This window comes from Limnobaculum parvum (assembly GCF_003096015.2).
Taxonomy (GTDB): domain Bacteria; phylum Pseudomonadota; class Gammaproteobacteria; order Enterobacterales; family Enterobacteriaceae; genus Limnobaculum; species Limnobaculum parvum.
Genome location: NZ_CP029185.2, coordinates 3,231,146 through 3,253,350, shown reverse-complemented (window position 1 = coordinate 3,253,350; position 22,205 = coordinate 3,231,146). Strand labels below are relative to the sequence as shown.

Here is a 22,205-nt window from a genome sequence, read left to right as displayed (position 1 = left end):
GGTTAGCTGTATGTAGAAAGGGGCTTGGCGGCGGTGGTGAGCGAATTCCTCATTTCAGGGGATTTCCCAAGGGCTATTAGTTGTTATAGTAGCGGGGTTCTCAACATAGAATTCAGAGTCAGTAGTAACAGGGCCAATTCTAAGCAATTATTGATTTCTTTTGAGTTAATTTCATTTTTTATTCTAATTTAAGGTTTTTGCTATGCTAAGACGCATTTCCTGGATTTTAGGCATCTTATCCCTGTTGGTTCCTTTTGCCTTATACCTATGGCAGTGGTCACAGCATCAAAAATTGCTTGCATCTGGTTTGGCTGGTGATGAGTTGGGCTGGACATTAAGCGTGGTATTGGTTGATGTTTTTGTGGCAGGCTCTATTGCATTTATCGCTGTCTTGGCTAATGCCATTGCGTTGTATCGTTTGCCGGAAGGTGAGGAGCTTAATCCGGTGGTCAGAATTATTGAACTGGTACTTTTAGGTCTTCCTTTGTTAATTTGTCTGTTCTTTTTGGGTGTGTCGATGATGCACTAACTCTGGGCTAACATTCAGAGTCATTATCCGTCCTACGTTTATTAGTCCGCTTATTGCTGCTTTTTTATAAAAAAACGCAACAATAAGCGGTTTTTATTTCCTCAAATTACCTTCCACGTAAAAATCTCTCAAAATTTGATAATAAAAGTTGAAATGGGGGTATATAAGCTCAGATAATCGTTTGCCTTAACTATTTATACTGTTTTTTATTCCTTTTGAGGACATCACCAATGTCGAATGTTAACGATCGGGACACGAGTTCTTCCGATCAGAAAGGTTCTCTTGACCGTTATTTTAAGATTTCTGCTCGGAACAGTAGTGTCCGTCAGGAAGTTTTGGCTGGCTTGACAACTTTTCTGGCGATGGTTTATTCCATCGTTGTGGTTCCGAGTCTGTTAGGGCAAGCGGGTTTTCCGGTTGAAACCGTATTTGTTGCTACTTGTCTGGTTGCGGGGTTGGGTTCTTTAGTCATGGGCCTGTGGGCGAACTTACCTATGGCGGTAGGTTGTGCTATTTCTCTGACCGCATTTACCGCGTTTAGCTTGGTGTTAGGGCAGGGGCTTTCTATTCCTGTCGTGCTGGGGGCAGTGTTCCTGATGGGGGTACTGTTTACGCTGATCTCTGCTACCGGTATTCGTGCATGGATTCTGCGTAATATTCCTATTGGTATCGCTCATGGTACCGGTATTGGTATCGGACTTTTCCTACTGATGATTGCGACCAGCGGTATTGGTGCAGTAGTGAAAAACCCGGGCGCGGGTTTACCGGTACAGTTTGGTGATTTCTCGTCTTTTCCTGTGATGATTGCCTTTATTGGTTTGGCCGTGATTATTGGTTTAGAGCGTTTGAAAGTGCCGGGCGGCATTCTGTTGGTGATTGTTGCGATTTCTGTATTAGGTTTGATCTTCGATCCGGCGGTCACTTATAAAGGCATGAGCTCGATGCCATCCTTAGTGGCAAAAGATGGTACCTCACTGATTTTCAGTCTGGACATTATGGGCGCCCTTCAACTGACGGTTCTGCCGAGCATTCTGGCGTTAGTCATGACCGCGGTGTTTGACGCAACCGGGACTATCCGTGCTGTTGCCGGTCAGGCTAACCTGCTGGATAAAGAGGGGCAGATCATCAACGGTGGTCGCGCGCTGACGACGGACTCCGTTAGCAGCATGTTATCGGGTCTGGTTGGGGCATCTCCTGCTGCCGTCTATATTGAATCAGCTGCCGGTACCGCGGCGGGTGGGCGCACTGGGTTAACGGCGCTGGTGGTTGGTGTACTGTTCCTGCTGCTGCTGTTTTTCTCTCCGTTAGCCGGTCTGGTACCGGGTTATGCCACCGCACCTGCGTTAATGTATGTGGGTTTACTGATGCTGAGTAACGTTGCCCGTCTGGACTTTGACGATTTCGTTGATGCGATGGCAGGGTTGATTTGTGCGGTATTTATCGTATTAACTACCAATATTGTAACCGGTATTATGCTGGGCTTCGCCTCGCTGGTGATTGGGCGTATCTGCTCAGGTGAGTGGAGAAAGCTGAATATCAGTATTGTGTTAATTGCTGCTGCGTTGGTCACTTTCTACGTTGGCGGTTGGGCGATCTAACGCTGTTTGACTGGCTTCGCTGTTTTATTGCATCTGGGGTAAATCAGCGAAGTCTAATTAATCAGCATCAATGGGTATTCTGATCGTAAGAACGATGTGTTCAAATCTGCACCGAGTGTTGCCTTTCCAGATTCCTCTTCCTTTGATGCAAATAGCCTGCGGTGCTCTGTTTTTTAGATGATAAAGGGGTTTTTAGTCCCTTTCGCCTATTATGCTGATTTCATTACCGGGTGGTTTATTGCAGTCGGAATTATTTCAGACCTTGAGCAGCTTCACCGTAGCATCCACGTCTATCTCATCTTCCGAGAAGATTAACGTGGTTCCCTGAAAGGTGGTGATCGCGAGTTTTTTCAGCGTACGCATTTCATCAGGTTTAACGGCTGATTTCGGCCTGATACTATTCATCAGTATACCCACAGACAACACCACATTATCTTTATCAATATGGCGATCGGCTGACACTTCCTCGCTGTAAACCAGATAAGATTTGATAGATGTAAGTTTAAGACGCTCACCCGCGATATAGATGTATTTGCTTTCCGGTACGACTTTCACTGAATGAGCTGACAAACCTTTGTTATTCGTGCCGGGTTCGAAAGTGACTGCTGCATCTTTCTTAATCAGCTCAGGGTTGGCGACTTTAATCACATGAAAATAACGGTTATCACCGTTTTCATCTTTGATAAATCCAAAACCTTTATCTTCAAACCACGTTGTGATCGTTCCATTCATCGCCATTACCGCCTGCTTAATCGTTTATTAACTCAGTTTTTGCAACGCGCAGTGTAAAGCACAATTGCTCCGCAGACTACGTCTTTGGTTTAAGTCTAGATGACAAATTTCTGGGATGCGTAGGGAATGACCAGATTCGCCAGTCGGTTTAAAATTCGTTATCATCTGCACCCACACTCCATCTGGGTAACCTGATGTCTAAGATTATCGATACCTTTATTGCCCCGCCGTGCCGTGACAAGATAGAGATTCTCTATCAGGACGATCATCTGGTGCTTATCAATAAACCTGCTGGGTTGCTCAGCCTCTCGGGGAAAAATCCGCAAAATCTCGATTCAGTGCATCATCGTCTGGTACAGATATTCCCCGGCTGTACTCTGGTCCACCGCCTTGATTTTGGTACGTCTGGGCTGATGGTGATTGCCCGTAATAAGGCCATAAATGCTTCCCTCTGCCAACAGTTCAGCCAGCGCACAGTGACCAAAGTGTATAGCGCACTGCTCTGCGGACATCTGGACAACAATGAAGGGGTGATAGATGCTGCGATTGCCAAAGACCCAGCGTTGTTCCCGCTGATGTCAATTTGCGCCATCCACGGCAAGCCCGCTCGTTCTTGCTATCAGGTCGTTGAGCGCTTTTATCATAAGTTGGAAGACGGGGCGTTACTGCCATTGACGCGGGTAGCGTTAACCCCAGAGACCGGACGGACTCATCAACTCCGCATTCACTGTCAGCAGTTGGGTCACCCTATTTTGGGCTGCGACCTGTATGGCGGGCACCGACAACTAAGCCCCGAATTGACGCCACGGCTGATGTTGCACGCCAGTGAGCTGCATTTTGTTCACCCCGTCAGCGAAGAGTGGGTCAAAGCCCATCATGCCAGCCCGTTCTGAAAGCAAAAGTATCCGTAATAACGTCGCTATGAAGACGTCTGACGTGGTGCTGAAGTTCATACGGAAATGTTTAATTGGATGGTTTTGATCGTAAAGTTCGGCATTCGTCGATGTTAATTTAAACTGCGGCATTAAAAATGCAAATTTCTGCCAGATCGCTTTTAATAAAAAAGGTGCTTATCCAACAGCATAAGCACCTTCTTATCAATCAGTTAACTGACTAGTATCAGTTCATACCGTATTTTTTTAGTTTCTTGCGCAGAGTACCACGGTTGATACCCATCATGGTTGCAGCGCGGGTCTGGTTACCGCGAGTGTACTGCATAACCATATCCAACAGAGGTTGTTCAACTTCGGCCAGTACCAGTTCATAAAGATCGTTAACGTCTTGACCGTTAAGCTGAGCAAAGTAGTTCTTTAATGCCTGTTTAACCGAATCACGCAGAGGTTTTTGAGTGACCTGGTCTTGTGAATTTACGGTAGCGACGGTTAATACGTCAGAATTTACGCGTTGTTCGAACATAGTTCTGTTAGCTCTTCTATCTGTTTAGGCAAAATTTCAAAATATGCCCCCAGTGCATCCAGTTGCTCATTGGCATTCTCGATTGCATTGAAGGTGCGCCGAAACTGGTCATTTGGGGCATGTTCCTGCAAGTACCAGGAGACGTGCTTACGTGCGATGCGGAGTCCTTTGCCCTGACCATAAAAGTCGTGCAATTCTCTCACATGCGAGGTTAACAAGCGTTCCACTTCGCCGAGTGGCATTGGTGGTAACAGCTCCCCAGTGTCCAGATAATGCTGGATTTCCCGGAAGATCCAAGGTCTTCCCTGAGCCGCTCGTCCTATCATCAGAGCATCGGCTCCGGTATAGTCCAAAACGGTTCTGGCTTTATGCGGGTCGGTGATATCCCCGTTAGCGATAACCGGAATATCTACGTTCTGCTTAACCGATCGAATGCTGTCATATTCAGCCTCACCGTTGAATAAACAACGACGAGTACGTCCATGTATGGTAATGGCCTGAATACCACTGCGTTCTGCCAGTTGGGCAATTTCAACACAGTTACGGTTTTCCGGATCCCAGCCGGTGCGGATCTTTAATGTGACCGGAACGTCAACGGCGTTCACCACAGCACTAAGGATCTTCCCAACCAGCTCCGGATACTGCAACAGTGCAGATCCTGCCAGCTTGCGGTTAACTTTTTTGGCCGGACAGCCCATATTGATATCAATAAGCTGTGCTCCGTTTTCCACATTGATGCGCGCCGCTGCCGCCATATCTTCCGGATCGCATCCGGCGATTTGAACAGCCCGAATACCGAGCTCATCAAGGTGTACCATGCGTAATCTCGACTTATCGGTACGCCAAACTTCCGGGTTGGAAGAGAGCATTTCCGAAACGGTCATTCCAGCTCCCATCGCATAACACATCGTTCTAAAAGGACGATCTGTTATTCCCGCCATTGGCGCGGCAATTAAACGATTTGTTAGCTGAAGGTTACCAATGCGCATCGACAACGAAGACCATATATGTCTGCAAGGGCGCGTATATTACGCATTTTTTGAACCAGATGAAAGGACAAACTTTGAACAATCGACGACTAAAATCAAAGAAATGAAAACCTCACCGTGATTATTAAATTATTATTCATATTTAACAATGAGTTATTTTTAATTTCTGTTTCAGAGGCGTTTGGAATAATTCAGCACGGTAGGACGGTGTTCCAACGCTTTTTGTGGCGATTGACTGAGGATTAACTTACTCTAGCTCTATTTTGGGGAGGATGCATTATAAGTAAATAAAAGCAGAAGGGGTCACCTGTAACCAGACAACCCCTTGCTTCTGTTAAATTTTTAATTAAATCAGTTAGCGTGAGTTTTTACACCGGTGATACGGCACCACTCTTCCTTTTCCGCAACAGGGTCGAGTTGGAACATGGCCTGATAAGCCTGAGTCACCCCTTCCGCTTGCGTGGCTAGCACGCCTGATAGGCCCAAGTGTCCGCCAACCACGGGCAGTTGGCTGATAATCGGTGCCAGTTCTCTCAACGGGCCAGCAAGGATGTTAGCAACCACAACGTCGGCCAGCAGGTTTTCAGGTTGATCCTTCGCTAAATAGAGGGATAAGCGTTCAGAGACACCGTTACGTTGCGCGTTATCGCGACTGGCCTGAATGGCCTGTGGATCGATATCAATTCCAATGGCTTTTGCTGCCCCTAATTTAAGGGCGGCGATGGCTAAGATACCGGAGCCGCAGCCGAAATCGATCACCGTTTTACCGGCCAGATCTAGGCTGTCTAACCACTGCAAGCAAAGTGCCGTGGTAGGGTGAGTACCGGTACCGAACGCCAAACCTGGGTCAAGCATCACATTGACTGCATTCGCATCAGGAACTTCGCGCCAGCTTGGGCAGATCCACAGCCGTTCACCAAAGCGCATTGGGTGGAAGTTATCCATCCATTCCCGCTCCCAGTCTTTATCTTCCAACTGTTCGATTTTATGAACAAAACTGTTGCCCAATAGTGGGTTGTATTCCAGCATGGCAACCACTTGCTTCATCTCTGTTTCTGCATCATACAGGCCAATAACGTCGGTATCACCCCACAGGCGGGTCTCTCCCGGTAGCGGCTCAAAAACCGGTACGTCGTGGGTATCCTGAAAAGTGACAGAAACCGCACCGCTCTCAACCAGTGCATCACCAATCTCTTCCGCTTTATCACCGGTGGTATTTAATTTTAGCTGTATCCAAGGCATAGCAATTCTCTTTAAGGGATAAGCAAGTTATCCCGGTTGTGTAATGTTTATTTTGCCGGTATTACCGGTGCACTGACCGAACGTTCACCCAGTTTATTACCTATCAGGAAGGTAATAATGCCGATGCTTAAGGCCGGAACGATAGGATGAAGGTCAAAAATTTGGATTTTCAAGGTGGCCAATACTGCGTAGCACACGGCACCGCAAACCATTGAGCACAGCGCTCCCTGAGCATTAGCGCGCTCCCAGTATAAACCTAAGACTAATGGCCACAGGAATACGGCCTCTAACCCGCCAAAGGCTAACAGGTTCCACCAGATAATCATTTCCGGTGGGCGCCAGGCTGCCAGAATCAGTAACAGTCCCAGTATAAAGGTCACACTGCTGGATATGCGCGCCAGACGGCGTTCATTGCTGGCCTGTTCTGGTTTTAGGCTGAGGTAAAGGTCTTTGATTAACGTCGCCGCTGACTGAAGCAACTGGGCATTAATGGTGGACATAATCGCCGCCAGCGGTGCTGCTAGAAAAATACCGGCGGCCATAGGTGGTAGAACTTTTATCATCAGCGTTGGGATCACTTGGTCGGGAATCGTCAGGTCAGGCAAAATAGCCCGTCCTAAAGCCCCCGCCAAATGCATGCTGAACATCAGAATAGCAACGATGATGGTACCGATGATAATACCGCGATGTACCGCTTTACTGTCTTTATAGGCAATACAGCGTACCGCCGTGTGTGGTAAGCCAATGACGCCAAAACAGACCAATATCCAGAAGGACGCCATAAACGGCAGGGACAAAAAGTCATCGACTCCGGTTGGTGATAACAGCTTAGGATCGATTTGTTGTAGTTTATCTACTGCGGTACCTAATCCCCCGGCGGCATAGATTACTGCAATCAGAAGCAGAATGGCGCCAATCAACATCACCATCCCTTGCAGCGCATCATTTAATACGCTGGCGCGGAAACCACCGAAAGCAGTATACAACGCAATGGTTACACCAAAGATCAACAGACCGATGTCATAAGGTACTCCCGCGGCGGTCTCCAGCAGTCGCGCACCACCGATAAACTGCACCGTCATTGCACCAATAAAGGCTAACAGCAAACTGATGCTGGCAAACCAGACTAGCGTTTTGCTTTTGTAACGGGCATACAACACGTCGTTCAAGGTTACGGCGTTGTAACGCCGGGCCAAAATGGCAAATTTTTTGCCCAATACCCCGAGTGACAGCCAGACCGCAGGCAACTGAATCATGGCTAATAGTACCCAGCCCAGCCCGTACTTATAGGCGGCACCGGGGCCACCGATAAACGAACTGGCGCTGATATAGGTAGCTGTCAGGGTCATTGCCAGAATAAATCCGCCCATGGAACGATCGCCAAGGAAATAGTCGTTAAGAAAATTTCCTTTCTGACGTTTGGTATAGGCGTAAATCGACAGCCCAAACACCAGCACCAGATAGGCTACCAGAGGCAGAACAATATCAAGTTGCATCGTTATTATCCTCCAGCGGAATATCCCGGAAAACAAAGCGCACCATACACCAGCATAAGAGAATAAAAACCAGAGGAATCAGCAAACAGGCCATCTCAAACCAGTGAGGTAATCCGGTTATTCCCTGTTGGGAGTCTGGCAAATAGGCCGCCAGCGTCCAGGCTATCAGGTAGGCTATGGTTAGCCACACTGCCCAGCGCGCTTCTTTATGAGCTTGAAGAAAACGAGGATCCAATGTGTACTCCATCACGGTCACAGTCAGAGGTTATGAGCTAGAGGATAGAATTGTACGGAAACGAATACGTTTGCCTAGGACTTTTTTGTGTAGCAGGAGAGTCTGGATAAAACCCCGCTGGTTATAGTCTTGCCTAAAAATCATGAGATCCCACCTGTTTATATTTATATATGAGCTACAGTTATTCTATAAAAATAACCACACATTCATTGGTGCTATTCCAAATTTAGCTACTCCGTTTCTTATATAACGCTTATGGCGTAGAGGATGGAACGGGTTAGAACGGCGTATACGCGTGTAAAAAAATTTGGGGAGTGTGGGGGTTTGAAGCCGGCATCCAAAACGATGTCTGCTTACGCTTCTTTCATAGAAGACGGAATACGACTCACTTGTCTGGATTTGAAGAATATTTATTTCTTTCAGCATGATAGCCAGTCAAAGAGTTCTTTTGTAACTTGAATAACAGAGGAAAATGCATATGGTTAGGAAAAAAACTGAGGCGCTAATAGGCGCTATCATTCTTACTTTGGGAGGAACAATATCATCCAGCTTTGCTCTAGACCTTCCCTCCGCGTCTGCGGGGTGTAATTTTACATGCGACCTTAATAACACGCTTGGTACAGTTTTCGTTGTGACTTCCAATCTCACCGGTTCAGTAAATAGTGCCATCATTGCTCACCCTATGCTGGATAATAGCAGCCTGATTATCAATCCCGGCGTAACGTTGCTTGCAAATAATAATAATGCCTCCATTAGTATTTTTGGCAATAATAATGTGTTGCTCAATAACGGTACGATTACCGCAGGGCGCGGGTTGAACCTGCACTTCTCAAATAATACCACTATTATTAACAACGGCTCGATCATAGGTCTGTCATCTCTCTATGATGGCATTTATGCCGGTGGAACGGGCATGAAAATCTATAATAGTGCTGACGCTGTGATTTCGGGCTATATCGGGATTGAAACCCTCGGCCCAGCCAATACGGGAACAATCATTAACGCAGGTACTATTACTGGCACAGATGGTACGGCTATCAAATTTGCGGGGGCGAACAACGCGATTATTCTGGCAACGTCCTCTGTTATTAACGGCGATATTGAAACTGAGATGGCTTCTGGCAATACCCTCCTACTTCAGGGCGGTATCAACAGCACAGGGACTCTGGTCAGTTCGCTCACGGGAAGCGGTTTTGAAAGCCTGATGGTGGATGCCGCCGGCTCAACTTGGACGCTTCAGGGCACCAATATTATTACCGGTGCAACGACGGTACAAATGGGAACGCTCAATGCCGCCAATGCAGCATCGCTTGGTACCAGTGCTGTTGGTATCAATGCGGCTGGCGTTCTGGATTTGAGCTTCAACGGCAGCTCTTTTAGCAATAGTATAAGCAATGACGGTATCTTGGTCGTCTCTGGTCATAACGACACGTTAGCCAGCAATATCAATGGCGCTGGCACCAACCGGATTACAGGGGCTAATGCCGCCATTGCCGGTAATAATGGTACTTTCACCGGTCTATGGGATATCGCGTCTGGTGGTTCCGCCGCCGTTACGGCCCAGAGTAATCTTGGCCCGGCATCGACGCAAATAAATGGAACGCTTAATCTATTGCCAATAAACGGCGGCTTTGCTTACGGTAATGTGCTAACCGGCACCGGTATTTTGCATGCGGTGATGGCTACGGCAACGGACGCATTCAGCTTTAGCCCATCCGCCGGTACGGATTTTAGCGGAACTGTCGCACTTGGACTTGGCCGTTTTGATCTTTCCGGTGTTAATACGGCGGCTCTGACTCATGCTATGTTACGCATCGACAGTGGGAATCTAACGACGGTTGGTAATGGCAATCAGACCATTGATGGTCTTTCGTTCAACGGGGGGACGGCCCTGTTTGATGCTTCTGTCCTCGGAGCCCCGAGTGCGCTGACGACCATCACCACAACCGGCCCTCTTGATATTTCCGGTATTGGCACGGTGCAGGCGTTTATCCCAAGCAGCTTTACCAACAGTTCACCGACCGTGAATACTGAACTGCCACTGCTTCAGCAGGATGATGCACCCGTCATCAAAAAATTGGTCATCGCACAAGGCTCTCTCATTGGCTCAGGCGGTGGGCTCGCATTAATCGACCAGAACGGCTTGCCGATTTCCAATGCACAGACGCTCCCGATTGAGCAAAATAGCCAGACTGTCGCCATCGGTACTTACGATTATCGTATGTCCTCTGGCAGCGATGGCGACGGGCTCTATATTAGTTATGGTCTGAAAACCTTGGATCTGTTCGGCACCGATGTTAATGCCCTGATCCTCACGCCTGCGGTCAACGCGACCGGCCCAGCCACCGATATGTCGGCAAAAATTACCGGCACGGGTGACCTTGCTATCGAGGCAGGCCTTGGTGCGCTGGTCTCGCTTTCTAATCCGCTGAATGACTATACGGGCGCAACCTTCGCTCGTACCGGTACGCTACAGTTTATGGCGGAGAATGTGCTTGGGCTCAGCTCCCATCTTGACGTATTTACCAACTCCGTTGTGGATATGAATGGTCGTTCACAATCAGTAGGTGCCCTTAACTCGGAGGCTGGTGCTCAAATTGTCATTTCAGGTGCTTCTACGCTATCTATCACGGACAGCCAACGGGTAAGCGGTGACCGTTATGGCGGCGGTATTGAAGCCAATACGCTTTTCGGCTCTGGCACCATTAGCGTAGCTGACAGTACTCTCCATGTTAATGGCACGCAGCCGGGTTTTGCCGGAAGCTTGAATATTGGTAATGCCACCGAAATCATTGCCAATGCGGCAGCCGCTTTTGATGCTGCCCAGCAAATTGCCTTTACCCATGCTGATGGTCTATTCACCTTTGGCAGCAATGCAGCCGTTAATAGCGGTTGGACAGCGGTTCCAAACGGTACCTCGTTAGCCTCTTTTGTTGGTGAGGGAACGGTGCGGTTTCAGGATGCTGCCAATGTATACATTGCTGGTAACAATGGCCTGTTCAGCGGGGTATTCGATATAGCCCCCGGAGCAGTGATGCATGTTGATACTCAGGCCGCGCTGGGCAGTGCGACAATCAGCGCTAACGGTATTTTCGACGCTATTGCTAATAGCGACTGGCAGCTAGCGACCTCGGTCACCGGGTCGGGCAGCGTTCAGAAAAGCGGATCCTCTGTCCTGACGGTGGATCAGGCACTGTCGGGTTTCTCTGGTCTAACGGATATTACGGCGGGCACCTTGATTGCAGGTGATGCGACCATGACGGGTAGTCTCATCGGAGGCAATGTACATATTGCTTCGGGCGCTTATCTTTCCGGCACGGGTACCGTCATGGGGCCCGTCAATAACCAAGGGAACATTGCTGCGCTGAACGCTCTTTCTGGACATGGCGGTGACCCGGTCTCCAACCTGGCTATCGGTTCATTAACCAATAGCGGGGTGATTCAGCTTGCGGGTACGACCACCGGAAATACTCTTACCGTTACCAACGGTTTGACCTCCAACGGCGGCAAATTGCTTATCAACACAGAGCTGGCATCGGATAATGCACAGACCGATAGGCTCATTCTGAATGGAGGTACCACATCCGGTACCACATCGGTCATCGTCAGAAATACGAATGGAACCGGTGCGGCTACCGTCACCGGCATCAGAATCGTGGAAACGACCAATGGGGCGGAGACTGGACGTGATGCTTTCATCGTGGATCCTCTCTCTAGTGGTTATCGCGCAGGGCAGGGCACATTGGCTATCGGCGCTTATGATTACTCTTTGCTGCGTGGCGGCACTGATGGCACTGGCGGTAATATCAATGATTGGTACTTGAGTTCATTCGTAAATTCCTCACCGGATTCCACCCCAACACCGTTTTTCCGTCCTGAGGGCGGTGCTTATATTGATAACAGACAAACGGCTCAATCCATGTTTCTGTTGACCTTCCGCGATAGAGAGGGGCAAGGCTTAAGCGCCATGCAAGACAACGATCGGGCAGCATGGGCGCGGGTGATAGGGTATAAAACCAAGGCGAAAGCCGGTTCCGATTCGCTGTCTGTCGAGTCGACGACCGTCGCCACTCAAATTGGCGTGGATTTGTTTGACTCCATCATGCCGGCGGGGCGTTTTAAAACCGGGGCGATGGTCGGTTTTGGCCGGGCTGATATCGATTCCCGATCGAGTGTGAACAGTTCCATGACGGCCGACGGGAATGTTGACGGCAGCAGCGTTGGTGCTTACGCAACTTGGATGGAGGATCCCAAAGGGAGTAGCGGCCCTTATGTGGATACGTGGCTGCAATATGGCTGGTTCTCAAACTCGGTAACCGGTAATGGTCTGGCATCGGAAAATTATCATGCCAATACCTTCTCGGCTTCTCTTGAAGCGGGTTACGGTTTCGGTATTGCCCAGTCGCAAAACTGGCACTTATCTTTTGAACCGCAACTTCAGGCCATCTACCAAAACTACAGTGCCAGTTCCTTTACTGAAACCGGCGGAACGCGCATAAGCTTTCCCGATGACAATAGTGTTATCACGCGTGCGGGTGGACGGCTCCAAGGTATGTATGATGTAGAAGGCGGGTTAATCGTACGCCCTTATGTTGAAGCCAACTGGTGGCATACCCCAGCAAAAGACGGCGTTAAGATGAACGGTGACATCATCGATTGGAACAAACCTGCTAATACTGCCGAAGCTAAACTGGGCATCGCTGGCGAACATGCTAAAAAATGGTCATTCTGGGTACAAGTGACAGGTGAAACTGGCGATCGTTATTACGGCTATGGCGGGCAAGTTGGAGGATCATTCGCGTGGTAGGCACCATTTTTCTTTCTTGACGGGACAGCGCCGTCAAGATGAATTTTGCTTTCGGCTGGGAACTTCCAGTCGGTTTTTCCTTCTATTTACCCGGCCTATGCAGGTCATCAGTAGGTAGAATATAAAAACGGCTCCCTGTTATGGGAGCCGTTATCGTGTCGAACATGAAGGATCGGCATCGAGAGAATCGCCGATCTTTCAAGCCGTTTTAGAGAAATTACTTTTCCTGAATACCCAGCATTTTTTCCAGATAGTGAATGTTGGTTCCGCCTTTCTCGAACCCTCTGTCATTCATAATCCGCAGTTGCAGACTAACGTTGGTTTTGATGCCATCGATAATCAACTCAGCCAGCGCATTCTTCATGCGCGAAATCGCGACTTCACGGGTTTCACCGTAAGCAATCAGTTTGCCGATCATGGAATCATAGTATGGCGGTACGCTATAACCGGCATAAATATGGGATTCCCAGCGAATACCGAAACCGCCTGGCGCATGGAAACGGGTGATCTTACCCGGCGATGGCAGGAAGTTATTCGGATCTTCCGCGTTGATACGGCACTCAATGGCATGACCATGTACCTGAACATCTTTCTGCTTGATAGACAGTTTTTGACCATCGGCTACACGCAGTTGCTCTTTAATCAGGTCAACGCCGGTAATCATTTCGGTAACCGGATGTTCTACCTGAATACGGGTGTTCATTTCGATGAAATAGAACTCGCCGTTTTCATACAAGAATTCAAAGGTACCTGCACCACGATAGCCGATCTCAACACAGGCTTTGGTACAACGCTCACCGATGCTGCGACGTAGCTCTTCAGTGATACCCGGTGCTGGCGCTTCTTCAACCACTTTCTGGTGGCGACGTTGCATAGAACAGTCACGTTCTGCCAGATACACGGCATGGCCTTGACCATCCGCCATGATTTGAATTTCGATATGGCGTGGGTTTTCCAAGAATTTTTCCATGTATACCATGTCGTTGTTGAAAGCAGCTTTTGCTTCAGCACGCGTCATGATAATGGATTCTTCTAGATCTTTGTCGCTGCGGACTACGCGCATACCGCGACCGCCACCGCCACCAGATGCTTTGATAATGACCGGATAACCGATGCGCTGAGCCAGCCCCCGGTTTCTTACCATATCATCATCCAGTGGGCCATCAGAACCAGGGACACAAGGAACTCCCGCTTTCTTCATGGCGTGGATAGCCGAAACTTTATCACCCATCATACGAATGGTATCGGCTTTAGGGCCGATAAAGATAAAGCCAGAACGTTCTACCTGCTCGGCAAAGTCTGCGTTTTCAGACAGAAAACCGTATCCCGGGTGAATCGCATCGGCACCGGTAATTTCGGCTGCGGCAATTAACGCAGGGATGTTTAGATAGCTTTTGACTGACTGAGCAGGGCCGATACAAACGGTTTCATCTGCCAACAGTACGTGTTTTAAATCGCGATCGGCGCTGGAGTGAACCGCTACCGTTTTAATGCCTAGCTCTTTACAGGCACGCAAAATACGTAGGGCGATTTCACCCCGGTTCGCGATAACAACTTTTTCGATTTTGTCCATTTTTTTAGACATAGCTCGCCTCGTTATTCAATGATGACTAGCGGCTCGTCAAATTCTACCGGCTGTCCGCTTTCTAACAGGATCGCTTTTACCACGCCTGATTTATCAGCTTCAATTTGGTTCATCATTTTCATCGCTTCAACGATACATAAGGTATCGCCAACAGAAACGGTTTGACCCACTTCAATAAACGCTTTTGCATCTGGGCTCGGTGTACGGTAGAAAGTACCTACCATTGGTGAGCGAACGATGTGACCGCTGATAGCGGCTGGAGCCGTTGCTTCAACTGGCGCAGCAGAGACAGGTGCTGGCTGAGCAGCAATAGGTGCCTGAGGTAGAGCATATTGCTGCATTGGCATATAGCTACCAGCAACAGGGCCGCGGCTGATACGTACTGACTCTTCGCCTTCCGAGATTTCCAGCTCATTGATGCCAGACTCTTCAACCAGTTCGATCAGTTTTTTAATTTTACGAATATCCATAGGTGTGATTCCGTATTCTCTTGTTACGTGGAATAAAAAGTTATTGCAAACGGCGCAGGGCAGCTTGCAGAGCAAAGTCATAACCGTCGGCACCGAGGCCACAAATCACACCCACTGCAATATCAGAAAGATAAGAATGGTGTCTGAATGGCTCACGAGCATGGACGTTAGACAGGTGGATTTCAATAAATGGAATATTGACGGCCAGCAGCGCATCCCGAATTGCTACGCTAGTATGGGTGAACGCTGCCGGATTAATCAGAATAAAATCGACTGAGCCACGAGCTTGATGAATCGTATCAATAATCTCGTATTCAGCGTTTGATTGCAGATGAGAAAATGCCACGCCTGAGCGCAGGGCTTCATTCTCTAATTTGGTTACGATGTCAGTCAGGGTCGTATGTCCATATTTATCAGGTTCACGCGTCCCTAATAGATTCAGATTAGGGCCATTTAACAGCAAAATGTGCGCTTTCTTCGTCATTGTGCTGACATCTCCGGCAATCAAACAATAATCGGTAAAAATAACTCGATGTCAGCCAATTGTCACTCTTCTTCTTGTGAAATTGTATGAATGGAGCAAATTAAAGTGCGCCATTATAACTATTTCGCCGAAATTAGCAGCTGTTTACTGGTCTTATCAGCGAAGATAGTTTAGCCCATATCGGGCTAAGCCTTGGCGGATAAGCATTCGGCAGGTAAAAATCATTTGCCTCTTTTATACTTTTCCCACCATTTTTTGAGTTTTTTATAGCGAGATGCCAACAACAACAGCGAGGTTGCGGCATAGATTGTCAGCTCCAGAGACAGCACTTTGGTGGATAATAGGGCATGTATTGGCGCTAATATTGCTATCACATAGATAAAATTATGGATAGTTTGCCAATTAGAACCTAATTTTCGCTGGAAGTTCTGTGTTGAAGTCAGAGTCATTATCAATAATATCAGCCAACTGATAATACCCAGAATAAGGTAGTTACGTTTAATCAGCTCTTGCAGCAATAGTGAGATATCTAAACCCAGTTCTAAAACGCTGTAACAAATCAGATGTAAGGTTGCCCAAGCAAAGCACCATAAGCCAAGAAGCCGTCGGCAGCGAATCAGTATGGGTTGATGGAGCATTCGGGCTAACGGTGTAACCAGCAGGGTTGCTAGTAGTAGCTTGAGCGCCATTCTGCCCGTGTAATGTTGAATGTCTTTTGCCGCATCGGCACTCAGCCATCCCTGATTAATGGAGAGTATCAGCCATAGCAGAGGAATAAATGCCAGCAGATGCAGTATCAGCTTGAACCATTTTATATTCTCTGTCGTCATCTTCACTAAAAGTGACTCCGTAAGTCTAAGCTTTGATAGAGAGAAGCAACCTGATCGCCATATCCGTTAAACAAAAGTGTGGGCTGACGTTTTACATCCAGCAAACCGCTACTGCCAATAACGCGCTCTGTTGCTTGAGACCAACGAGGATGATCCACCTGAGGATTTACGTTGGCATAAAAACCGTATTCATCCGGTGCACTTAAATTCCAGGTTGTTGGTGGTTGCTGTTCCACCAGTTTGATCTCAACAATCGACTTAATACTTTTGAAACCATATTTCCAAGGAACAATTAGCCGAATGGGGGCTCCATTCTGGTTTGGCAGCATTTTGCCGTATACCCCGACGGTTAATAACGTTAGCGGATGCATGGCTTCATCCATACGCAAGCCTTCAACATAAGGGTAGTCCAGCCCTCCGCCAATATAGCGGCTCTTTTGTCCCGGCATACTTTCTGGATCGTAAAGGGTTTGAAAGGCAACATAGCGCGCTTTACTGGTTGGTTCCGCCAATTTGAGTAGTTTGTTCAGTTCAAAACCGAGCCATGGAATCACCATTGACCAGGCTTCCACACAGCGCAGACGATAAATACGCTCCTCCAGCGGAAAGCGTTTAAGGATCTCATCCATATCTAGGGTTATCGGCTTGGCCACTTCACCACTGATGCGAATTTTCCATCCTTCGGTTTTTAGCGTTGCGGCATTGGCCGCCGGATCGGCTTTATCCAGACCAAATTCATAAAAGTTATTGTATCCAATAACTTTTTCTTCAGGCGTCAAAGGTAGATTGGGGTGGTAGTTGGCCGAAGGGGTAAATGTCAATGCTTTACCGGTCGGCGTTTTGGGTTTATCTCCACCGGTCAGCCATGAGAGTAGTTCAGCCTGAGCATTAAGGGGTAGTGCTAATGCCGCCGCGCTAATACCCAGTGCCTGTAAAATTCTGCGACGTTGGTGAAACAGTTGTTCAGGGGTGACTGAGCTTTCAGTTAAGCGTGTTTTTCTGACCATGATAGAGGCCCTGCTAACAAAAGATATTATGGATGATTAGACAAATCATTGTCCCGATCGTTATGTTTTGCCAGAAATTGGATAGAGAATATTCTTATATAGGAGAGATCATCGCCCGATTGACCCCACGCTGAAAACGTGGGGTATCAATATTAAACAGAAGAATCAGGCGATATTCACCAGTACACGACCGGTCACTTTGCCTGACAGCAAGTTATCTGCCGTTGCAGGTACATCTTTCAATGTAATTTCGCTGGTGGCTAACTGATAGAAGTTTTCCGGTAGTATTTCTGCCAGACGTTTCCATGCTTGAATCCGACGTTCTGTCGATATCATGACGGAATCCACACCCTGCAAACGTACATTACGCAGTATAAATGGCATAACTGTGGTTGGCAGTTGGTATCCACCCGCCAGACCGCAAGCAGCAATTGTACCGTTATAATTCATCTGCGCGATAATTTTAGCCAGCAGTTCTCCGCCTGCAACATCTACGGCCCCTGCCCAACGCTGTTTTTCCAGCGGTTTAGCGGCTTCACTAAAACTCTCTCTTTCCAGCACGTATTTCGCACCGAGAGATAACAGATATTCAGCATTGTGCTGGCGTCCACTGACGGCGGAAACCTGATAACCCAGTTTATGCAATAACGCAACGGCGGTACTTCCCACACCACCGCTGGCACCGGTAACCAGCACTTCACCACTTTCAGGTACAACTCCACCTTCTTCTAATGCCATGACGCACAGCATAGCGGTCAGGCCCGCAGTACCAATAATCATCGCTTTGCGCTGATCTAACCCTTCAGGCATAGGAACCAGCCAGTCACCGTTAACACGAGCCCGTTCTGCTAATCCTCCCCAATGGGTTTCACCGACCCCCCAGCCAGTGAGTATCACATTTTGGCCAGGGAAAAAGCGTGGATCATCACTACTATGAACGATACCGGCGAAATCAATGCCGGGTACCATCGGAAAATTACGGATAATTTTCCCCTTGCCGGTAATCGCCAGTGCATCTTTATAGTTGATACTGGACCAATTGATATCAACGGTGACATTGCCTTCAGGCAATTGTTCTGAGGTGACATCTTTGATTGATGCCCGTGTTTGTCCATCTTGTTGTTCAAGAACCAGAGCTTTAATCATTGTTTTTACTCTTATCCGAAAGTTAAAGGAGGGAAATGAAATAACCACTATTTCATTTCGAGCAACTTGTCATTACCGTTATTATTCTCTTTTGTTGCCCAAGCGGCAATCGATAAGGTGCTGACATTTTTGCTATGATGACCGAAATAAAACCAAGCCGTTATCGGCTATATTGCTTCATGTGCAGAAAATGACTATCACTTTTTGTAGGTAAAAGAGTGTGTTGATCTTATTAAAATATGACGTTAAGTCCCGATTTTTGATAAAGTCTGCTAAAATACCAGCAAGTTAAGTTGCGATGTAGAGCATCTGTTCTGCAAATTTTGTACTGCTTTCCAGCATATTAGAACAATTTACTATGGGAATGAAATTTACCGCCAGATTATCTATTTTTATTTCTTTATTAGTTTTTCTTACTATGATTTTGGCACTGATGACCAGTATGTTAAGTGTCTATTTTGTCGGTGAGGAGAAAATGGAGAAGCATTGGTATGCGCTTGCCACTACGGTAGATCAGGCGTTGATTTACCAATCCCCAAGTGCTTATGACCGTTGGCTTCCCGTAGTGATGCATGCGACCAGCGTACGCCACCTGACGATTAAAGACGAAAAAGATAAAACCATTTATACCCATATCAGTGATAATCGTCCCAGTTTCTGGGAAAAGTTTTACACCCTTAGCGAGACCGATCTGGCGTTACCTCAGCATCCCGGCTATCGCATGCAGATCCTCTATGTTAACCCGATTCTTAGCACACTCTTTTCATTACCCATTCTGTTAGCCATTCTTGCGGTCACTGTTTTTATTGGGTTGATCATGTTCTGGTGGATTCACTGGCTCAAGCAGCAGTTTAAAGGCTTGCTGTTACTAGAGGAGCGCTCTCAACGAATTTTAGCCGGAGAGAGGGAAGGTGCCGAAGTTTCGGATGAAAAAGAGTGGCCGGTGAATACCAGCGCTGCGATTAACCGGTTGCTATCTGAGCTGAGTAATATGAATAATGAACGCGTCAGGGTGGATAAACTGATTCGATCGTTTGCCGCTCAGGATGCGCAAACTGGACTTAATAATCGCCTATTTTTTGATAATCAATTGGCGACCCAGCTTGAAGAGCCTAATGCCCACGGGGTGGTCATGATGATTCGTTTGCCAGAGTTAGAATTGATGGCGATCGAGCATGGTAAAGATGTGATTGACGATTTGCTGTATATGTTGGTGAATATGCTATCGACCTTTATCATGCGCCATCCGGCAGCATTATTGGCTCGTTATTTCGACAATGATTTCAGCGTCATGTTACCTCATCGCTCACTAAAAGAAGCCGATGCTATCGCTGCTCAACTGGTTAATGCAGTGGATATGTTGCCAGTATCATCAAACATTGAAAAAGAGTCTCTGATTCATATCGGTATTTGTCTTTACCATGTAGGACAGACACCAGAACAAATTATGGATAATGCCGAACAGGCTGCCCGCACGGCGGTATTACAGGGGAGCAACGGTTGGTTTATCTATGACAGTCAGGTAACCAATACTGTCAGAGGCAGCGTTCGCTGGAGAACGCTGTTAGAACAGATGTTGGACAAGGGCGGGCCGGATATATATTACAAGCCGGCGATGACGGTAAAAGGTGAATTGAACCATCGGGAGATACTATATCGTATTCATGATGGCAGTGATGAGCTGCAACCTGCGGAGTTTATGCCGTTGGTACAGCAATTTGGCTTAACAGAACGTTTTGACCGTTTAGTATTGAGTAAAACACTGCATTTGCTCGATCGTTGGCCGAATGACACGATAGCCGTATCGGTGACCGTCGACTCCCTGCTAAAACACTCTTTTCAGGTGTGGCTGCGGCATAATCTGTTGGAAAAAGAAAAATCGTATCGGAAGCGAATTATATTTGAACTTGCAGAGGCGGATGTTTGTCAATATAGCGAGCAATTGCGTCCGGTGATTCGATTACTGCATCTGTTAGGGTGCCGTTTGGGAATTGTTCAGGCGGGATTAACGGTAGTCAGTACTATTTATATTAAGACCATGCCTATTGAAGTGATCAAACTTCATCCTGGTCTAGTGCGTAATATCGATCGACGTCCGGAAAATCAGCTATTTGTCGATAGTCTTATTAGCGCCTGTGAAGGTACTAATGTGGTGGTGATGGCTGCGAGTGTAAGAACTCATCCCGAATGGAAAACCTTGCGTTCCCGTGGGATTGGTGGTGGTCAGGGTGAGTTTTTTGCCTCACCGGTGTTGATTCCACCTCCCAAAGAGAAAAATAGTGGTAAAAATCGTCATTATTAACTCTGAAATATTGGTGATTTTCACGTAGAATAGGGTTCCCTCCTTATTGGTTTCTGTTTGCCTGTATTAACAATACGTGTAAATCATTAAATCGAGTGGAAAAGTTTATGTGGCGTGTGTTTGGTTGAGGTTGAGCCAAACATGCGTATTGAGCTCACGTTGGATGCGTTCATTAAATGAACGCTTTTTTGTGCCTTGTCGCCGTCCTTCGTGGTTGGTAAAGTAGGCGGATTAATATACCGCCTCAGCTTTCAGGATTACTTTCTAGAATGTTTAAGAAATTTCGTGGCATGTTTTCTAATGACCTGTCCATTGACCTTGGTACCGCAAATACCCTGATCTATGTAAAAGGACAAGGAATCGTATTGAATGAACCTTCTGTGGTTGCCATTCGTCAGGATCGAGTTGGCTCGCAAAAGAGCGTTGCTGCTGTAGGCCATGAGGCTAAGCAGATGTTAGGTCGTACCCCTGGATATATCTCTGCGATTCGTCCAATGAAGGACGGTGTAATTGCAGACTTCTTTGTGACAGAGAAGATGCTACAGCACTTTATTCGTCAAGTGCACAGCAACAGCATTCTGCGCCCAAGTCCGCGGGTGTTGGTCTGTGTGCCAGTAGGCGCAACTCAGGTTGAACGTCGTGCAATTCGTGAATCCGCTCAAGGGGCTGGTGCCCGTGAAGTATTCCTGATTGAAGAACCAATGGCTGCCGCTATCGGTGCAGGTTTGCCTGTATCTGAAGCAACGGGTTCTATGGTGGTAGATATCGGTGGTGGTACCACTGAAGTTGCCGTTATTTCCCTGAATGGCGTGGTTTATTCTTCTTCTGTACGTATCGGCGGTGACCGTTTTGATGAAGCTATCATCAACTATGTGCGCCGTAACTATGGCTCACTGATCGGTGAAGCGACTGCTGAACGTATTAAACATGAAATTGGATCGGCTTATCCTGGTGATGAAGTCCGTGAAATTGAAGTCCGTGGTCGTAATTTGGCTGAAGGTGTGCCGCGCGGATTTACGTTGAATTCAAATGAAATCCTTGAAGCTCTTCAGGAACCTCTGGCGGGTATCGTTAGTGCTGTTATGGTGGCATTAGAACAATGTCCTCCAGAATTGGCTTCTGATATTTCTGAGCGCGGAATGGTTCTGACGGGCGGCGGTGCGCTGTTACGTAATTTAGATCGCTTGCTGATGGAAGAGACTGGTATCCCTGTTGTTGTGGGCGATGATCCTCTAACGTGTGTTGCCCGTGGTGGCGGTAAAGCGTTAGAAATGATCGATATGCACGGCGGTGATTTATTCAGCGAGGACTAATTTCATTTTTGTTCTCTTTCTCTG

General features: G+C 47.5%; 18 protein-coding genes. 6 read left to right on the top strand and 12 right to left on the bottom strand.

Annotated elements, in window-relative coordinates; genetic code table 11:
* Nucleotides 1–202 precede the first annotated feature (202 nt).
* Both HYN51_RS13590 and HYN51_RS13585 read left to right on the top strand, forming a co-directional pair.
* Nucleotides 203–529 carry a 1,4-dihydroxy-2-naphthoate prenyltransferase gene (locus tag HYN51_RS13590; RefSeq protein ID WP_108900513.1) on the top strand — a complete coding sequence of 109 codons (327 nt, stop codon included), beginning with the start codon at nucleotides 203–205 and terminating at the stop codon, nucleotides 527–529.
* A 230-nt stretch (nucleotides 530–759) separates the two neighbouring features.
* Entirely contained in the window at nucleotides 760–2,127 is a 1,368-nt protein-coding gene (locus tag HYN51_RS13585; RefSeq protein WP_108900512.1) for an NCS2 family permease, read from the top strand.
* 255 nt (nucleotides 2,128–2,382) lie between these two features.
* On the opposite strand, the gene HYN51_RS13580 is transcribed toward HYN51_RS13585, so the two are convergent.
* Nucleotides 2,383–2,865, bottom strand: coding sequence for a cold-shock protein (locus tag HYN51_RS13580; RefSeq protein WP_108900511.1), 483 nt, complete (start codon nucleotides 2,863–2,865; stop codon nucleotides 2,383–2,385).
* A gap of 188 nt (nucleotides 2,866–3,053) precedes the next feature.
* Between HYN51_RS13580 and HYN51_RS13575 the strand changes: the two genes are divergently transcribed.
* Nucleotides 3,054–3,752, top strand: a complete 699-nt coding sequence (locus HYN51_RS13575) for an RluA family pseudouridine synthase (RefSeq protein WP_108900510.1) — start codon at nucleotides 3,054–3,056, stop codon at nucleotides 3,750–3,752.
* A 226-nt stretch (nucleotides 3,753–3,978) separates the two neighbouring features.
* On the opposite strand, the gene fis is transcribed toward HYN51_RS13575, so the two are convergent.
* The 5 genes from fis to HYN51_RS13550 form a co-directional block, all read right to left on the bottom strand.
* A complete protein-coding gene (fis, locus tag HYN51_RS13570; RefSeq protein ID WP_029096993.1) occupies nucleotides 3,979–4,275 on the bottom strand; it encodes a DNA-binding transcriptional regulator Fis in 297 nt (98 codons plus the stop codon).
* Complete coding sequence (gene dusB / locus HYN51_RS13565; RefSeq protein ID WP_108900509.1) at nucleotides 4,257–5,264, bottom strand: tRNA dihydrouridine synthase DusB; 1,008 nt, start codon at nucleotides 5,262–5,264, stop codon at nucleotides 4,257–4,259. Before dusB ends, fis begins: the two co-directional genes overlap by 19 nt.
* 351 nt (nucleotides 5,265–5,615) lie before the next feature.
* Complete coding sequence (gene prmA, locus HYN51_RS13560; protein ID WP_108900508.1) at nucleotides 5,616–6,506, bottom strand: 50S ribosomal protein L11 methyltransferase; 891 nt, start codon at nucleotides 6,504–6,506, stop codon at nucleotides 5,616–5,618.
* 47 nt (nucleotides 6,507–6,553) lie between these two features.
* Nucleotides 6,554–8,002, bottom strand: coding sequence for a sodium/pantothenate symporter (panF, locus tag HYN51_RS13555; RefSeq protein ID WP_108900507.1), 1,449 nt, complete (start codon nucleotides 8,000–8,002; stop codon nucleotides 6,554–6,556).
* Nucleotides 7,992–8,237, bottom strand: coding sequence for a YhdT family protein (locus HYN51_RS13550; protein WP_108900506.1), 246 nt, complete (start codon nucleotides 8,235–8,237; stop codon nucleotides 7,992–7,994). Before HYN51_RS13550 ends, panF begins: the two co-directional genes overlap by 11 nt.
* Before the next feature lie 631 nt (nucleotides 8,238–8,868).
* Here HYN51_RS13550 and HYN51_RS13545 point away from each other — a divergent pair.
* On the top strand, nucleotides 8,869–13,044 hold the full coding sequence (locus HYN51_RS13545; protein WP_157953048.1) for an autotransporter outer membrane beta-barrel domain-containing protein: 4,176 nt from the start codon (nucleotides 8,869–8,871) through the stop codon (nucleotides 13,042–13,044).
* A 217-nt stretch (nucleotides 13,045–13,261) separates the two neighbouring features.
* Here HYN51_RS13545 and accC read toward each other — a convergent pair whose 3' ends face one another.
* The 6 genes from accC to acuI form a co-directional block, all read right to left on the bottom strand.
* Nucleotides 13,262–14,617 carry an acetyl-CoA carboxylase biotin carboxylase subunit gene (accC, locus tag HYN51_RS13540; RefSeq protein ID WP_108902075.1) on the bottom strand — a complete coding sequence of 452 codons (1,356 nt, stop codon included), beginning with the start codon at nucleotides 14,615–14,617 and terminating at the stop codon, nucleotides 13,262–13,264.
* 23 nt (nucleotides 14,618–14,640) lie between these two features.
* Nucleotides 14,641–15,099, bottom strand: coding sequence for an acetyl-CoA carboxylase biotin carboxyl carrier protein (gene accB, locus HYN51_RS13535; protein WP_108900504.1), 459 nt, complete (start codon nucleotides 15,097–15,099; stop codon nucleotides 14,641–14,643).
* A gap of 40 nt (nucleotides 15,100–15,139) precedes the next feature.
* The gene (gene aroQ, locus HYN51_RS13530; protein ID WP_108900503.1) at nucleotides 15,140–15,583 is read right to left on the bottom strand and encodes a type II 3-dehydroquinate dehydratase; all 444 of its coding nucleotides are present in this window, start codon (nucleotides 15,581–15,583) and stop codon (nucleotides 15,140–15,142) included.
* A gap of 221 nt (nucleotides 15,584–15,804) precedes the next feature.
* Nucleotides 15,805–16,413 (bottom strand): protein-methionine-sulfoxide reductase heme-binding subunit MsrQ, encoded by a 609-nt coding sequence (gene msrQ / locus HYN51_RS13525; protein ID WP_407936352.1) that lies wholly within the window; start codon nucleotides 16,411–16,413, stop codon nucleotides 15,805–15,807.
* 5 nt (nucleotides 16,414–16,418) lie between these two features.
* Nucleotides 16,419–17,420, bottom strand: coding sequence for a protein-methionine-sulfoxide reductase catalytic subunit MsrP (gene msrP, locus HYN51_RS13520; protein WP_108900501.1), 1,002 nt, complete (start codon nucleotides 17,418–17,420; stop codon nucleotides 16,419–16,421).
* Between the two features lie 165 nt (nucleotides 17,421–17,585).
* Nucleotides 17,586–18,563, bottom strand: coding sequence for an acrylyl-CoA reductase (NADPH) (gene acuI / locus HYN51_RS13515; protein ID WP_108902074.1), 978 nt, complete (start codon nucleotides 18,561–18,563; stop codon nucleotides 17,586–17,588).
* Between the two features lie 367 nt (nucleotides 18,564–18,930).
* On the opposite strand from acuI, the gene csrD reads away from it, so the two are divergent.
* Nucleotides 18,931–20,868, top strand: coding sequence for an RNase E specificity factor CsrD (gene csrD / locus HYN51_RS13510; RefSeq protein WP_108900500.1), 1,938 nt, complete (start codon nucleotides 18,931–18,933; stop codon nucleotides 20,866–20,868).
* A gap of 269 nt (nucleotides 20,869–21,137) precedes the next feature.
* Nucleotides 21,138–22,181 carry a rod shape-determining protein MreB gene (gene mreB / locus HYN51_RS13505; protein ID WP_108900499.1) on the top strand — a complete coding sequence of 348 codons (1,044 nt, stop codon included), beginning with the start codon at nucleotides 21,138–21,140 and terminating at the stop codon, nucleotides 22,179–22,181.
* Nucleotides 22,182–22,205 lie beyond the last annotated feature (24 nt).

Excerpts from the sequence above, each read along its gene's own strand:
- HYN51_RS13590 (WP_108900513.1), top strand. The coding sequence starts at position 203 with ATGCTAAGACGCATTTCCTGGATTTTAGGCATCTTATCCCTGTTGGTT.
- HYN51_RS13585 (WP_108900512.1), top strand. The coding sequence starts at position 760 with ATGTCGAATGTTAACGATCGGGACACGAGTTCTTCCGATCAGAAAGGT.
- HYN51_RS13580 (WP_108900511.1), bottom strand. The coding sequence starts at position 2,865 with ATGGCGATGAATGGAACGATCACAACGTGGTTTGAAGATAAAGGTTTT.
- HYN51_RS13575 (WP_108900510.1), top strand. The coding sequence starts at position 3,054 with ATGTCTAAGATTATCGATACCTTTATTGCCCCGCCGTGCCGTGACAAG.
- fis (WP_029096993.1), bottom strand. The coding sequence starts at position 4,275 with ATGTTCGAACAACGCGTAAATTCTGACGTATTAACCGTCGCTACCGTA.
- dusB (WP_108900509.1), bottom strand. The coding sequence starts at position 5,264 with ATGCGCATTGGTAACCTTCAGCTAACAAATCGTTTAATTGCCGCGCCA.
- prmA (WP_108900508.1), bottom strand. The coding sequence starts at position 6,506 with ATGCCTTGGATACAGCTAAAATTAAATACCACCGGTGATAAAGCGGAA.
- panF (WP_108900507.1), bottom strand. The coding sequence starts at position 8,002 with ATGCAACTTGATATTGTTCTGCCTCTGGTAGCCTATCTGGTGCTGGTG.
- accC (WP_108902075.1), bottom strand. The coding sequence starts at position 14,617 with ATGGACAAAATCGAAAAAGTTGTTATCGCGAACCGGGGTGAAATCGCC.
- accB (WP_108900504.1), bottom strand. The coding sequence starts at position 15,099 with ATGGATATTCGTAAAATTAAAAAACTGATCGAACTGGTTGAAGAGTCT.
- aroQ (WP_108900503.1), bottom strand. The coding sequence starts at position 15,583 with ATGACGAAGAAAGCGCACATTTTGCTGTTAAATGGCCCTAATCTGAAT.
- msrQ (WP_407936352.1), bottom strand. The coding sequence starts at position 16,413 with ATGACGACAGAGAATATAAAATGGTTCAAGCTGATACTGCATCTGCTG.
- msrP (WP_108900501.1), bottom strand. The coding sequence starts at position 17,420 with ATGGTCAGAAAAACACGCTTAACTGAAAGCTCAGTCACCCCTGAACAA.
- csrD (WP_108900500.1), top strand. The coding sequence starts at position 18,931 with ATGAAATTTACCGCCAGATTATCTATTTTTATTTCTTTATTAGTTTTT.
- mreB (WP_108900499.1), top strand. The coding sequence starts at position 21,138 with ATGTTTAAGAAATTTCGTGGCATGTTTTCTAATGACCTGTCCATTGAC.